This is a genomic window from Methylobacterium sp. 174MFSha1.1 (assembly GCF_900116815.1).
In the GTDB taxonomy this organism is placed as follows: domain Bacteria; phylum Pseudomonadota; class Alphaproteobacteria; order Rhizobiales; family Beijerinckiaceae; genus Methylobacterium.
In genome coordinates, this window is sequence record NZ_FPCB01000004.1 from 382,536 (window position 1) to 396,756 (window position 14,221).

General features: G+C 72.2%; 12 protein-coding genes. 3 read left to right on the forward strand and 9 right to left on the reverse strand.

Going from position 1 to position 14,221, the window contains the following annotated elements; translation table 11 throughout:
- Window positions 1-129: 129 nt before the first annotated feature.
- The 6 genes from BM430_RS01775 to BM430_RS01800 form a co-directional block, all read right to left on the reverse strand.
- Entirely contained in the window at window positions 130-807 is a 678-nt protein-coding gene (locus BM430_RS01775; protein ID WP_093564685.1) for a hypothetical protein, read from the reverse strand.
- The gene (locus BM430_RS01780; RefSeq protein WP_244539252.1) at window positions 804-1,490 is read right to left on the reverse strand and encodes a GntR family transcriptional regulator; all 687 of its coding nucleotides are present in this window, start codon (window positions 1,488-1,490) and stop codon (window positions 804-806) included. Before BM430_RS01780 ends, BM430_RS01775 begins: the two co-directional genes overlap by 4 nt.
- 386 nt (window positions 1,491-1,876) lie before the next feature.
- Window positions 1,877-2,689, reverse strand: a complete 813-nt coding sequence (locus BM430_RS01785) for an ABC transporter permease (RefSeq protein ID WP_093564689.1) — start codon at window positions 2,687-2,689, stop codon at window positions 1,877-1,879.
- Between the two features lie 9 nt (window positions 2,690-2,698).
- A complete protein-coding gene (locus tag BM430_RS01790; RefSeq protein WP_093564691.1) occupies window positions 2,699-3,544 on the reverse strand; it encodes an ABC transporter permease in 846 nt (281 codons plus the stop codon).
- Between the two features lie 24 nt (window positions 3,545-3,568).
- A complete protein-coding gene (locus BM430_RS01795) occupies window positions 3,569-4,612 on the reverse strand; it encodes an ABC transporter substrate-binding protein (RefSeq protein WP_093564693.1) in 1,044 nt (347 codons plus the stop codon).
- Window positions 4,613-4,632: 20 nt separating this feature from the next.
- A complete protein-coding gene (locus BM430_RS01800) occupies window positions 4,633-5,742 on the reverse strand; it encodes an ABC transporter ATP-binding protein (protein WP_093564695.1) in 1,110 nt (369 codons plus the stop codon).
- Window positions 5,743-5,849: 107 nt separating this feature from the next.
- On the opposite strand from BM430_RS01800, the gene BM430_RS01805 reads away from it, so the two are divergent.
- Both BM430_RS01805 and BM430_RS01810 read left to right on the forward strand, forming a co-directional pair.
- Window positions 5,850-7,253 (forward strand): amidase, encoded by a 1,404-nt coding sequence (locus tag BM430_RS01805; protein WP_093564697.1) that lies wholly within the window; start codon window positions 5,850-5,852, stop codon window positions 7,251-7,253.
- Window positions 7,250-7,603 carry a hydroxyisourate hydrolase gene (locus tag BM430_RS01810; RefSeq protein WP_093564699.1) on the forward strand — a complete coding sequence of 118 codons (354 nt, stop codon included), beginning with the start codon at window positions 7,250-7,252 and terminating at the stop codon, window positions 7,601-7,603. The genes BM430_RS01805 and BM430_RS01810 overlap by 4 nt, the downstream gene beginning before the upstream one ends.
- A gap of 336 nt (window positions 7,604-7,939) precedes the next feature.
- Here the strand turns inward: BM430_RS01810 and BM430_RS01815 are convergent, their stop codons facing one another.
- The 3 genes from BM430_RS01815 to BM430_RS01825 form a co-directional block, all read right to left on the reverse strand.
- Window positions 7,940-10,555, reverse strand: a complete 2,616-nt coding sequence (locus tag BM430_RS01815) for a sensor domain-containing phosphodiesterase (RefSeq protein WP_177302885.1) — start codon at window positions 10,553-10,555, stop codon at window positions 7,940-7,942.
- A gap of 302 nt (window positions 10,556-10,857) precedes the next feature.
- On the reverse strand, window positions 10,858-11,991 hold the full coding sequence (locus tag BM430_RS01820; protein ID WP_210188393.1) for an acyl-CoA dehydrogenase family protein: 1,134 nt from the start codon (window positions 11,989-11,991) through the stop codon (window positions 10,858-10,860).
- 10 nt (window positions 11,992-12,001) lie between these two features.
- The gene (locus BM430_RS01825; protein WP_093564705.1) at window positions 12,002-12,763 is read right to left on the reverse strand and encodes an SDR family NAD(P)-dependent oxidoreductase; all 762 of its coding nucleotides are present in this window, start codon (window positions 12,761-12,763) and stop codon (window positions 12,002-12,004) included.
- Window positions 12,764-12,965: 202 nt separating this feature from the next.
- Between BM430_RS01825 and BM430_RS01830 the strand changes: the two genes are divergently transcribed.
- Window positions 12,966-14,078 carry a CaiB/BaiF CoA transferase family protein gene (locus BM430_RS01830; protein WP_093564706.1) on the forward strand — a complete coding sequence of 371 codons (1,113 nt, stop codon included), beginning with the start codon at window positions 12,966-12,968 and terminating at the stop codon, window positions 14,076-14,078.
- The last annotated feature ends 143 nt before the right edge of the window (window positions 14,079-14,221 follow it).

Here is a 14,221-nt window from a genome sequence, read left to right on the forward strand (position 1 = left end):
CGGATTCCTGAGCGCGCGGGGGCGCGGCCTTGCGCCCGTCCTTGCCTCCCGCACGCCTCTTCCCGGGCGTGGCGACAGCCTTAGCACAGGGCGTCGGTCGGGCGCACAGGAGAGGCCATGCGGATTGCGTCAGGCGCCCATGAGCCCGGCGGCCGCCAGCAGCGCCTCCGTCCCGATCGTGGTCGCGTCGAGGAGCGGTACGCCGTCGAGGGCGGGGGGCAGGCGCCAGCCGGGCAGGTTGGTGCTCCAGACCAGCACCGCCTCGGTCCCGACGGCCACCTCCCGCGCGGCTCGCGCGAGGCGGGCCGGGGTCACAGCGGCGGCGAGGCGGTTCTCGGTGATGCCGAGGGTGGCGGCAGTGCCGATCGCGATGCCGGCCTCCCCGAAACGGGCACGAACCAGATCGGCCTCCTCCCTACCGCCCTGCACCACGAGGCCGAGACGGCGGTAGCCCGCGCGGACGATCGTCTCCCGGGTGGCGAGGGCCGTCGTCACCATCGGCAGGCCGGTGCGGCGGGTGATCGTCGCGCACAGGCGCTCGTCGGGCGAGAAGCCGAGGGCGGCGCCGCGGGTGGCGTTCCAGCACAGGGCCGCCACGCCGGCATCGGCCAGGAGATCGGCGGCGGCGAGGAAGACGGATTCGTCGTAAGCCTCGCCCTTCAGCATCGCCCCGTAGGGCACCCGGGCGTAGCAGGCGGCGGCGGGCCGGCCGGCGAGGCGGGCTTCGGTCGCCCGCTCGACCACGCGGTTGGAGGAGGGCAGGATCACCCCGAGGGCCAGGACCTCGCCGTCCATCGTGTCGGTCATCGGCGCGGTCCTTCGGTCAGGCGGGCCACCATCAGGGCCTGGGTGCGGGCGACATGGGCGTGCATCAGGGTCCGGGCGCGCTCCGGATCGCGCGCCCGCAGTGCCTCCAGGATCCCCCGATGCTCGGCGAGCGATTCCGCCACCCGGCCCTCCGCCGCGAGGGCGAAGTTGCGGGCCCGTTCCAGCCGGGCGAAGGCCCGGCCATGCGCCTCGGCGATCGCCGGGCTGCGGGCCGCCGTCACGATCAGCCGGTGGGCCTGGCGGTTGAGGCGGGTATAGGCGTCGCGGTCGTGATCCGCCGCCTCCAGGGCGGCCTGGAGCCGGTCGAGCCGGTCGAGCTCGGGCACGGTCATCCGCTCGGCGGCGAGGCCTGCGCAAAAGCTCTCCAGCGCCACTTCCAGCTCGAACAGCGGCACGAGGTCGTCAGGGTCGAGCCGCGCCACCAGGGCGGCCCGGTTGCGGCGCAACGTGACCAGGCCCTCCCCGGCGAGCAGCTTCAGGGCCTCGCGCACCGGCGTGCGGGAGACGCCGAGGCGGGCGACCAGATCGGGTTCGTTCAGCACCTCGCCGGGGGGGAGCAGGTTGAGCAGGATCAGCCGGCGCAGGGCGGCGGCGGCCTGCTCGGTGAGGGAGGGGGCGGGGCGGGAGGGCGTGTCGGGGGAGGCGGGACGTGACTCTGCCAAATGAGCCTCGATCATCGGTCCGTTCGAAGGGAACACATCGAAGGCGTTCGTACCTTTCGCCTCTACGAAGAGATGGTCTGTGAACAGAAGAGGCTCTGGATTTCTCCTCTCCCCGTCCGCGCAAGGCTGTCCGGGGAAACGAAATAGCGCGGGTTTCTCCCTCCCCTCTCTGCGGGGGAGGGTGCCCGGCGGAGCCGGGCGGGAGAGGGGCAGCGCGACGCTGATCCAGGAGGCGCCTTTCACAACGGTTCAGGCTTTTCCGGAAGCGTGGTTCCCCTCTCCCGGCTCACTTCGTTCGCCACCCTCCCCCGCAGAGGGGGGGAGGGGATACCCGCGCCACACCTATTCCCCGAACGGCCCTGCCCCGGCGGGAAGGAAGCTGCGCCTCACACCAGCCGCCGCGACAACCCCGTCACCCGCTCCATCACCGCGATCCCCCCGATCGTCGCGACGATCAGGATGCCCGAGAGCGCCGCAATGGTGACGTCGAGGCGGCCCTCCAGGTCCTGCCACATCCGGATCGGCAGCATGTCGGTGGCGGCGTCGCGCAGGAACAGCGAGACCGGGATGTTGTCGAACGAGGCCATGAAGGCGAGAAAGCCGCCCGAGAGGATGCCGGGCCGGATCAGCGGCAGGGTGATGCGCCGGAAGGTGTAGAGCCGCGAAGCCCCGAGGCTCGCCGAGCCTTCGAGCAGCGACGGCTGGAGCTGGGTCAGCGCCGCCACGGTGTTGCGCACCACGTAGGGCACGCAGACCACCGTGTGGCCGAGCACCAGCGTCGCCACCGAGACCGGCCAGCCCAGCAGCGAGAAGAACATCAGGCTCGACAGGCCGAAGGCCAGGGCCGGCAGGATCAGCGGCGAGAGGAAGAGGCTGTCGAGGAGGCGCGCCGAGAGGCGCGGCGAGCGCGCGACGGCCAAAGCCGCCAGCACCCCGAGCCCGACCGCCAGCACGGTGGCGAAGACCGCGACCGTCAGGCTGTTCTTGAGCGCGTAGTGCAGCTGCCAGGCCTCCATCAGCTCCCCGTACCAGCGGAAGGAATAACCCGGCGGCGGGAAGCGCAGGGACAGCCCGTCGGTGAACGAGACCACCAGCACGATCACGGTGGGAGCCAGCAGCAGCACCAGGGCGAGCGCCGCGAGGAGGTACAGGACCCCTTCGAAGCTGAGACGGTCGAGGGCGCCGGGAGGACGGGACATCGTCACCTCTCAGGTCTGCGCGTAGCCGCGGGCGAGGCGGCCGAGCGCGTTGAAGGCCAGCACCACGGCGAGCACCGCGACGAGGAAGATCACCGACATGGCCGCCGCGAAGGGCCAGTTCTGCAGCGCGATGGCCTGCTGGTAGATGTAGCCGGGCATGAACAGCATCTGCCCGCCGCCGATCAGCGACTGGGTGATGAAGCCCGAGATCGCCGCCGCGAAGGTGAGCACGGCCCCGGCGATCAGGCCCGGCAGGCAGAGCGGCAGGGTCACGCGGAAGAACGTGCGCCAGCGCCCGGCCCCGAGCGCCTCGGAGGCGTCCCACAGGCTCGGATCGATGCGCGCGAGCGCCGTCATCAGCGGCAGCACCATCAGGGGCATCTGCACCTGGGCCAGAGCCGCGACGAGGCCGCCCTCCGCGTAGAGCATCCGCAACGGCGTCTCGATCAGCCCCAGGGAGGAGAGGACGGAATTGACCACCCCCTGGCGCCCGAGGATCACGATCCACGCGAAGGTGCGGATGACCACGCTGGTGAGGAGCGGCGTCAGCACCGCCAGGATGATCACGCCCCGCACCCAGCCCCCGGCCCGGGTGGCGACCAGCGCCAGCGGCAGGCCGAGGACGAGGCAGGCCATCGTGACCTTCAGCCCGAGCCAGAGCGTGCCGAGGAGCACGCCGAGGCTGAAGCCGTCGCTCAAGAAAGCTGCGTATTGCGACAGGCCGAGATGCCCGTCCGGCCCCTGGAGCGACAGAGCGAGGAGCGCCACCAGGGGCGCGGCGAAGAACGCCGCGAAGAACAGGGCGAGGGGGCTCGCCAGCCGCAAGGGGTAGGTGGTGACGTCCGGCAGGGCCACGGCAAAATCCTCAGACTCGATCCTTTAGAGCTTGATCTCGCGGTTGAACCGCTCGATCCAGGCGGGGCGCTGCGCGTTGATCGTCTTCCAGTCCTGGAACACGAACTTCTTCTTCAGGTCGTCCGTATCCTTCGCCAGGACCCGGGCGATCTCGCCGGTCATCTTCACCTTGGTGTTGGTGGGGACCACCAGGTAGGGCGCCTGCATCAGCCGGGTCTGGACAGGCTCGGAGATCGCCGCCTCGATCAGCTTGAAGGCGAGTTCGCGGTTCGGCGAGTTCTTGACGATCTGGATCAGCGTCTTGAACGCGATCGCGCCCTCCTTCGGTGCCACGAACTCCACCGGCACGCCCTTGGCCTTCAGGATCTGGATCGCGTTGAAGTTGCCGGGCGAGATGTCGACCTGGCCCTGCTGAAAGAGGGTGGCGAGCGCCCCGGGATTAGCCGCCACCGCCGAGAGGTTGGGCTTCAGTTTTTCCATCGCCTTGAAGGCGGGGTCGATGTTCGATTCCGAGCCGCCATGCATCTTGGCGATTTCGACCATGAAGCCGGTGCCGAGCGTCGAGTTCATGTTGGTGATGCCGACCCGGCCCTTGTATTCGGGCCGCCACAGGTCGGCCCAGGAGGTCGGCGGCGTCTTCACCGTGTCGGGATTGTAGGTCAGGCCGACGACCTGGAAGAAGGCGGCCGGGCCGTGCGGGTCCTGCGCGTCCGGGATCAGCTCCTTGAAGGCGGCGCTGCGCTCGACCGGGTAGGGCTCGACGAGATCCTGGGCCAAAGCCGTCAGGGCCGGGCCGGGATCGTGCAGCATCACGTCGATCGGCGGGTTGGCCTTGGCGGCCGAGACCTTGGCGATCTGGTCGACCGACAGCATCGGGTCGAGGACGATCGGGGCGTTGTTGGTCTCCTTGCGGAAGGCCGGGACCAGCACGGCCTTGTGCGCCTCCTCCCAGCTGCCGGTGAAGGTGGCGAAGACCAGCGGCCGCGCCTGCGCGAAGGACAGGCCGGGGAACAGCTCCATCGCGCCGAGCGACAGGGCGGTGGTCAGGAGGGTGCGGCGGTCGAGCATCGAAAAAGCTCCTTGGACAGTCAGGCGGCGGCCGGGAAGGCGGAGGCGAGGCCGGGGGCGACGGCGATGCGCACCGGCGTGCCGGGCGGGCGTAAAAGCCCACCGCCGAGGCGCGGCTCGGCGATCTTGAGCGGGCGGCCGGCGCCGACCCGGACCTCGTGGACGACGGTGGGACCGAGCGGCAACGCCATCTCGACCACGCCCGCGATCCCGTCCTGCCCGTCGGTGAGGCGCAGGTGCTCGGGCCGCAGGCACAGGGTGACGCGCGATCCCGGCGCGATCGGCCGGGCGAGGGGACGGGCCAGGACCTCGCCGCCGGCATCCAGCGCGATCCGCGGCCCGGCCCCGTCCTGCCCGAGCAGCACGCCGGGCACCGCGTTGGCCGAGCCGACGAAGGTATTGACGAACAGGCTCTCGGGCGCGTCGTAGACCGTGGTCGGCGCAGCGAACTGCTCGAGCCGCCCGTTCGAGAGCACCGCCACCCGGTCGGAGAGCGACAGGGCCTCCTCCTGGTCGTGGGTGACCAGCAGCGTGGTGACCCCGGCGACGCGCTGGAGCCGCTTCACCTCGATCTGCATGTCGAGGCGCAGGTTCTTGTCCAAAGCCGCGAAGGGCTCGTCGAGGAGCAGGACCGCCGGACGGATGGCGAGCGCGCGAGCGAGCGCCACCCGCTGCTGCTGGCCGCCGGAGAGCTGGCGCGGGTAGCGGGTGCCTGCATGCCCGAGCTGCACGAGGTCGAGGAGACGCTTGGCTTCCGAAGCCTGTTCGGCCCGGGGGGCGCCGCGGGCCGCGAGGCCGTAGGCGACGTTCTCGGCCACCGTCAGGTGCGGGAAGAGGGCGTAGTTCTGGAACACGATGCCGACGGCCCGCCGGCTCGGCGGCAGCGCGTCGATGACCTGGTCGCCGACGATCACCCGCCCCTCGGTCTGGCGCAGGAAGCCGGCGACGATGCGCAGCAACGTGGTCTTGCCGCAGCCCGAGGGCCCCAGCAGCGAGACCAGTTCGCCGCCCCGGATGTCGAGGTTGATATTGTCCACCGCGACGGCGCCGCCGTAGCGGTGGGTGATGCCGTCGAGCACGACGGACCGGCCCTCCGCCTGGGCGCGCTCACGCGATCCGGATAGTGTCACGGTGGTGGTTCCTGCGGCATCGATCTTGCTGCCGAGTCGATCGCAAATCGTATGCCATTTCCGGGAAAGCCTATGTCAGTCCACCACTTGACCGTCGGAGGCGTTGCGTGAGCACGGAGCTGTGGCGCCTGTCGGCGCTCGAACTCGGCCGGCTCTTCGCCTCGGGGCAGGTCTCGCCGGTCGAGGCCCTGGAGGCGGCGCAAGCCCGCGCCGCCGCCTGGGAGCCGCATCTCAACGCCATCGCGCGGGAGAATCCGGGCGCGCGGGCGGAGGCCGAGGCGAGCGCCGCCCGCTGGCGCGCCGGGACGCCGCTCTCGGCCCTCGACGGCGTGCCGATGACCGTGAAGGAATTTTTGGTCACCGAGGGCCTGCCCTCGACCTATGCCGAGCCGGGGGAGGCGGCGGCCTCGCCCCACGACGAGCTGCCCGTCGCGCGGGCCCGCCGCGCCGGCCTGGTGACGCTCGCCAAGACGACGATGCCGGAATTCGCCGTGCAAGGTTATACGGCATCTGCCCGTTTCGGCGTCACCCGCAACCCGTGGAACTTACGCCTCACCCCCGGCGGCTCGACCGGCGGGGGTGCCGCGGCGACGGCGGCCGGCTACGCGCCGGTCGCGCTCGGCACCGACGGCGGCGGCTCCCTGCGCCGGCCCGCCGCCCATACGGGCCTCGTCGGGCTGAAGAGCAGCCTCGGCCGGGTGCCGCGGCTCGGCGGCCTGCCCTCGCCGCTGCTCGATTTCGAGGTGGCGGGCGCGCTCACCCGGACCGTCGCCGACAGCCGCGCGATGCTCAGCCTGCTGCAGGGCGCCGATCCGCGGGTGCTGTGGTCGACCTTCGCTCCGTTGCCGCGCCCCGAGCGCCCCTTGCGCGCCCGCTACGTCGAGCGCATCGGCGACGCGCCCCTCGACCCGGTCATCGCCGCCTCCTGCCGGCGGGCGCTCGACGACCTCGCGGCTCTGGGCGTCGCGGTCGAGGAGGGGCCGCTGCCGTTCGAGATCGCCGGGCTGAACGCGCTCTGGCCGGAGATCGGCAAGATCGGCCTCGCCCGCCTGTTCGAGGCCGATCCGGCCCTCGCCGCGCGGGCGAGCGCGCCGTACCGGGCGCTTGCCCAGGAGGGAGCGCGTGCTCCCGCGACGCTGCTCGCCGCCATCATCGAGAAGGTGCAGGCCCTGCGCAACGCCGCGAACGCGGCCTTCGCGGATCTCGACCTCATCGTCACGCCCTCGGCCGCGGCGATGCCCTGGGCGGCGGATGCGGTCTATCCCGAGGTGATCGACGGGCAGCCGGTCGGCCCCCGCGGCCACGCGGTCTATTCGGGCTGGGTCAACGCCGCGGCCCTGCCGGCTCTGAACCTGCCGGTCGATCCGGCGCCGGACGGGATGCCGATCGGCCTCCACCTCGTGGCGGGGTTCGGCCGCGACGACCTGCTCCTCGACCTCGCCGAGGCGCTGGAGCGCCGTCGCCCCTTCGCGGATCGCTGGCCCGCCCTGCCCGGGGAGGCGTCCCGATGACGAGCGGCGGCATCTCGGTCCACGCCGTCGACGTGGCGGAGGGCCGCCCGGCGCTGGGCCTCCGGGTCACCCTCGCGGCGATCGAGGAATCCGGCCCGCGCCCGGTCGCCGAGGGGGTGATCGGCCCGGACGGCACCTTCGACCACCCGGTGGTGCGCGGCACCGGGATCGGGCCCGGCATCTACGAGGCGGTGTTCCACCTCGGCGCGTATTTCACGGCGCGAGGGCAGCCGGGGCCGCACTTCCTCGACCAGGTGCCGTTCCGCTTCACCCTCGCGGATGCGGCGGAGCACTACCACCTGCCGCTGAAGTTCACGCGCTTCGGCTATGCCGTGTTCCGGGGGGTGTGACGGAGCCGTGGGCGGGGCCGGCAACCGTCCTCACAGGCTCACCCCTTTCCCGGATCTCCTTCCACTTCGTTTCAGTCGTCCGGGAAAGGGGAGTGTTCCATACGATCTCCGCTTGATCTCTTCCGAAGCAAGTAGAGCGCGGGATCCCCTCTCCCGTTTGGGAGAGGGGTAGGGGTGAGGGTGACACGCGTCCGTGTGAAACTCGACCGTTGAGCTGCCAGCACCACGCTCAGCGCTTCACACGGAAGCGTGTCACCCTCACCCCCGGCCCCTCTCCCACACGGGAGAGGGGAGACGCGCTCAATCCTTATCTGACCAGATCAAGCGGAAATCGTATCACGCGCGCCAGCGCGGCACGGGTCCGCCGCGCATCGCTCCGCCCTGCTGCCCGCCCCGGCTGCCGAGCATCGGCGCGAGTTCGCCGAACGGCACCGGCCGGGCGAGCCAGAATCCCTGCGCCCCCGTGCAGCCCGCCGCCCGCAGGCCGGCGAGCTGGGCCTCGGTCTCGACACCCTTGGCGACGACCTCACGGCCGAGCGCCCGACCGAGACCGACGACCGCGCGCAAAAGCCCGGCACTCTCGCGCAAGGACGCCGAGGCCGAGAGCGCCCGGTCGAGCTTGATCCGCCCGAAGGGCAGGCGCTGCAGGGCACCGAGGGAGGAGGCGCCGGCGCCGAAATCGTCGAAGGCGAGGCCGACGCCGAGGGCGGCGAGTTCCGCCAGCCGGCCGCTCTCCTCCGCGACCGCGCTCTCGGCGATGTCGAGCTCCAGGCGCGCGGGCGCTTCCCCGGCCGCCGCCAGGGCGGCCCGCACCGTGGCGGCGAGGCCGGGCTGGCGCAGCTGCGCGCCCGCGACGTTCACCACCACCCGCATCCCCGGCGGAAGCCCGCGCGCGTCGCGCAGGGCCCCGCGCAACACCCATTCACCGAGGGGCACGGCGAGGCCGGACTCCTCGGCCAGCGCCAGGAACGCGGCGGGGCCGAGGAGGCCGCGGGCCGGATGATGCCAGCGCAGCAGCGCCTCCACCGCCGCGACCCGGCCCGCCGCGAGATCGAAGACCGGCTGGTAATGCAGGGCGAACTCGCCGCGCTGGAGCGCCAGGCGCAGGTCGCATCCGAGGCGGTGGCGCTCCTCCGCCGCCCGGTCCATGGCGGCGGCGAAGAGGCGGTGGGTGTTGCGCCCCTCCGATTTCGCCCGGTAGAGCGCGACGTCGGCCCGCTTGAGCAGGGTGTCGCTGTCGAGCCCGTGCTCGGGCGCGAAGGCGATGCCGATGCTGACCCCGACCGTCGCCTCCCGCCCACCGAGATCCACCGGCGCGCGCAAGGCCGCGACCAGCCGCTCGGCCGTCGCGGCGGCGCTGGCCGCGCAAGGCTCGCCGCCGAGCAGGACCGCGAACTCGTCGCCGCCTAGGCGCGCCGGCAGGTCCTCCTGCCGCAGGGCGTCGCGGATCCGACCCGCGACCTCGCGCAGCAGGGCGTCGCCGGCCGAGTGGCCGAGGGTGTCGTTGACCGCCTTGAACGCGTCGAGGTCGAGGCAGAGCACGCCGCAGGTCCCGCCGTGGCGCCGTAAGCCGGCGAGGCGCCGGTCGAGGCTGTCGCGGAACAGGGCCCGGTTCGGCAGCCCGGTCAGGCCGTCGTGCCGGGCCATGTGGGCGACCTGCGCGTCCGCCGCCTTGCGGGCGGTGACGTCGGTATAGGTGCGCACCGCCCCGCCGGTGGGGAGCGGCACCGTGCGGATCTCCAGGACGGTGCCGTTCGGCCGCTCGCGCTCATAGGTATGGGGGTGCAGCAAGATCGGCGCGTGCGCGACCTGCTCGCGCAATGCGGTGTCGCACCGCGAAAAATCGTCCTGCCCGAGCTGGTGACGCCGCACCGCGTCGAAGCTCGGCCCCGAGCGCATCAGCTCCCGCGGCAGGTCGAGGAGCGCGATGGCGCGCTCGTTGCAGACCCGCACGATGCCGGCCTCGTCGACCATCATCAGGCCCTGGTCCATGTGCTCCAGGGTGGCGTCGAGGAGGGTGGTGCTGGCGCGCAGCTCGGCCTCGGCGCGGTCGACCTCGGTCACGTCCTGCACGCTGCCGAACAGGGCCGCGGCCGCGCCCGCCTCGTCCAGCTCGCAGATGCCGCGCGAGACGACGGTCCGGACCTCGCCGTCCGCCCGCACGATCCGGGCCTTGAAGGAGAAGCCGTGCCGCCGCTCCTGCGCCTCGGCGACGAGGGCCACGATCCGCTCGCGATCCTCCGGGTGGTAGTAATCGAGCGCTTCCGCGATGGTGGTCACCGGATCGCCCGGCGCCCGCCCGTGCATGCGGCAGACCTCGTCCGACCAGGCGACGGCGCCGGAGGCGAGATCGACGCGCCAGTGGCCGATCCGGGCCATCTGCTCGGCGAGCGTCAGGTTGCGGTTGGCGAAGGCCAGGGCCTCCTCGCTCGCCCGCCGGCGCAGGGCCTCGGCCTCGCTGGCGATGCGGGCCTCGTAGTGCCGCAACTGCGACACCACCACCGCCGCGAGGTCGGCGAGTTGCGCGCTCTCGTCCTCCGAGAGCCGGCGCGGGACGGTGTCGCCGAGGCACAGGGTGCCGAGCGCCAGGCCGGGCTGCAGCGCCAGGGGCACGCCGGCGTAGAACCGCACGCCCGCCGTGCCGGTCACGAGCGCCGAGTCGCGAAAGCGCGGGTCCCGGCCCGCATCCTCGACGACGAGGGGGGTGTCGCCCAGGATGACGCGGTCGCAGAAGGCCGCATCCCGGGCGGTGGGGCCGAAGACGATGCCGGCAGAGGCCTTGCACCACAGCCGGTCGGCATCGACCAGCGAGATCCACGCGTAGGGCACCCGGAACAGCGCGCGGGCGAGCCGGCAGACCGCGTCGAACTGGGCCTCGGGGGGCGTGTCGAGGATGCCGAGCGCGTGCAGGGCGGAGAGGCGTTCGGCCTCCCGGTCGGGACGAGGGTGCACCACGACGCTCCTTGCCGGCGGGTCGGCGCTGGAACGCCAGGCGGGACTCGACACAACGTCAGAAACGTTAAGCGGCCGTTAAACCGCGCCCGCCGCGCTCTATCGCTGTGGACGAGACGGCCTAGGTCGGGCGATGTACGTCACGGCGGGGTGCGGCTTGATGCCGGCATCCTCCGCCGCGCGGCGATGAACTGCCCTTGAACGAACGAGTATTGTCGTCTGGATCCGGCGCGGCGCTCGTCGATCTTTGATCGCCGCGCCCGGTCTCCGGCCGTCGCGGGTGCGACGACCGGATCGTCGCTTCACGCGGTCAGCGCCCGGCTGATCACGATGCGCTGGACGTCGCTGGTGCCCTCGTAGATCTGGCACACCCGCACATCGCGATAGATCTGCTCGACCGGGTAGTCCGCGAGGTAGCCGTAGCCGCCGTGGATCTGGATCGCGTCGGAGCAGACCGCCTCCGCCATCTCGGAGGCGAAGAGCTTGGCCATCGCCGCCTCCTTCAGGCAGGGCTGCCCGGCATCGCGCAGCCGCGCGGCGTTCAGCACCAGGAGGCGCGCCGCCTCGATCTTCGTCGCCATGTCGGCGAGGCGGAAGGCGACCGCCTGGTGGCCCGACAGCTTCTGGCCGAAGGTCTCGCGCTCGCCCGCATAGGCGAGCGCCGCCTCGAAGGCCGCGCGGGCCATGCCGACGGCCTGGGCGGCGATGCCGATCCGCCCGCCCTCGAGGTTCGAGAGGGCGATCTTCAGGCCCTCGCCCTCCTGGCCGAGCATCAGGTCGGGGGTGAGCTCCATCTCCTCGAACACGATCTGGGCGGTGTCCGAGCAGCGCTGCCCGAGCTTGTGCTCGATCCGCGCGACCTTGTAGCCCGGGGTCTTCGTCGGCACGATGAAGGCCGAGATGCCGCGCTTGCCCGCCGCCGGATCGGTCACCGCGAACACGATGGCGAGGTCGGCATTCGCCCCCGAGGTGATGAATTGCTTGGTGCCCGAGAGCACCCAGGCATTGCCCTTGCGCCGCGCCCGGGTCTTGAGGGCGGCGGCGTCCGAGCCGGCGCCGGGCTCGGTCAGGCAGAAGGCGCCGAGCTGCTCGCCGCGGGCGAGCGGTCCCAGGAACCGCTGCTTCTGCTCGTCGCTGCCGAACTTCAGGATCGGCATGCAGCCGACCGAGTTGTGCACGCTCATCACCGTCGAGACCGCGCCGTCGCCGGCCGCCACTTCCTCGATGGCGAGCGCGTAGGCGACGTGGTCGGCGGCCGCGCCCCCGTGCTCCTCGGGCACCAGCATGCCCATGAAGCCCAGCGCGCCCATCTCGGCGATCGCCTCGCGGGGGAAGCGCGCCTCGCGGTCCCACTCGGCCGAGAACGGCTTCAAGCGCTCCCGCGCGAAACTGCGGGCGGTGTCGCGGATCAGGATCTGGTCGTCGCTCAGCATCACGCGAGCCCCCTCACTTCGGCTGCATGCGGAGCGCCCCGTCGAGGCGGATCACCTCGCCGTTGAGCATCGGGTTGTCGATGATCGCGAGCGCCAGCCGCGCGTATTCCTCCGGCCGGCCGAGGCGTGAGGGGAAGGGCACCGCGGCGCCGAGCGAATCCTGCACCTCCTGCGGCAGGCCGCGCAGCATCGGCGTCTCGAAGATGCCGGGCGCGATGGCGCAGACCCGGATCCCGGCGGGGGCGAATTCCCGCGCCGCCGGCAGGGTGAGGCCGACGATCCCGGCCTTCGAGGAGGCGTAGGCCGCCTGGCCCACCTGGCCCTCGTAGGCCGCGATCGAGGCGGTGGAGATGATGACGCCGCGCTCGCCCCCCTCCAGCGGATCGAGGGCGAGCGCGCCCGCCGCCACGAGGCGCATCAGGTTGAAGCTGCCGATCAGGTTGACCTGGATCACCTTGGCGTAGGCCGCGAGATCGATCGGGCCGTTGCGGCCGACGATCTTGCCCGCCGTCGCGACGCCGGCGCAATTGAGCAGGATGCGGGCCGGCCCGTGCGCCTCCGCCGCCTGGGCGACCGCCGCCTCGGCGCTCGCGGCGTCCGCGACGTCGCAGGCCAGGGCGATTCCGCCGATCTCACGGGCGACCTCGGCCGCGGCCCCCTCGTTGAGATCGAGGAGCGCGACCTTCGCACCCGCCGCCGCCAGCGCCCGGCCGGTCGCCGCGCCCAGGCCCGATCCGCCGCCCGTGACGATCGCCGCTACGCCGTTGACCTTCATGCCGCGTCCTCCCGTATCATGGCCCCACTCGTCCGGTGGGTGAGCCCGCCGCGTGCACCATGCGCCCGTGGCGAAGGGCGAACCGGTCTGCTACGCGGCAGGGCATGGGTCCCATCGCTATGGATCAGACCGGACATCGTCAAGGCGCGCCGGGTCAGGCAACGACAAGCGCCGGACGAGCGCTATCGGGGGAGGGCAGCACATGAACCCGTCGCATCAGGGCGGGCCGCTCGCGGGCCTGCGCATCGTCGAGTTCGCCGGGATCGGGCCCGGCCCCTTCGCCGCCATGCTGCTCGCCGACATGGGCGCCGAGCTGGTGCGACTCGACCGGCCGGGCGGCAGCGATCCCTACTCGAAGACCATCGTCTCCCGCGGGCGCCCGTCCGTGACGGTGGACCTGAAGGACGAGGAGGACCGCGCCGGCACCCTCGCGCTCCTGGATCGCGCCGACGCCCTGATCGAGGGATTCCGCCCGGGCGTGATGGAACGGCTCGGCCTCGGGCCCGATGTGGTGCTCGCCCGCAACCCGCGCCTCGTCTACGGCCGCATGACCGGCTGGGGCCAGGACGGCCCGCTGGCGCACGCCGCGGGGCACGACATCACCTATATGGCGGTCACCGGCGCCCTCGCGGCGATCGGGCCGGCGGAGCACCCGGTGCCGCCGCTCAACCTGGTCGGGGATTACGGCGGCGGCTCGCTCTACCTCGTCGCGGGACTCCTTGCCGCACTGCTCTCGGCCGGCCGCACGGGCCGAGGCCAGGTCGTCGACGCGGCGATCTGCGACGGCGCCGCCTCCCTGATGGCGATGTTTTCGGAATTGACCGCGCAGGGTCGCTGGAGCGACCGCCGCGCGGCGAACCTGCTCGATGGCGGCGCACCCTGGTACCGCACCTATGCGTGCCGCGACGGACGGCACATCGCGATCGGCCCCCTCGAACCGCAATTCTACGCCCTCTTCCGCCGCCTGACCGGCCTCGAGTCCGACCCGGATTTCGACCGGCGCGACGATCCGGAGACGTGGCCGATCCTGCGGCGCAAGCTCGAAGCTCTGTTCGCCGAGCGGACGCGGGACGAGTGGTGCCGGCTCCTCGAGGGAACGGATGCCTGCGTAGCGCCGGTCCTCAGCCTGAGCGAAGCTGCCGGCCACCCGCACCTCGCGGCGCGAGAAACGTTCGTCACGATCGCCGGTACGGTCCAGCCCGCGCCGGCGCCCCGGTTCTCCGGCACACCTTCGGCAATCCGGACACCGCCGGGACCGCTGACGCTGGCCGAGGCGATCGCCCGCTGGAGCGGGGAGGGGAGTTTTCGAAGCTGAGCCGGAGAAATGAGTGTTGACGGCTCCGGGAACGGGGCCTATACGACCACCCATCGGCGCCGGCCGCTCCCGCGGACCGGCCGCTGAACCATCTTCGAGACAGTCTGGGCCGGCAAGCCTGACCTTGGTCAGGTGCTGGTCCT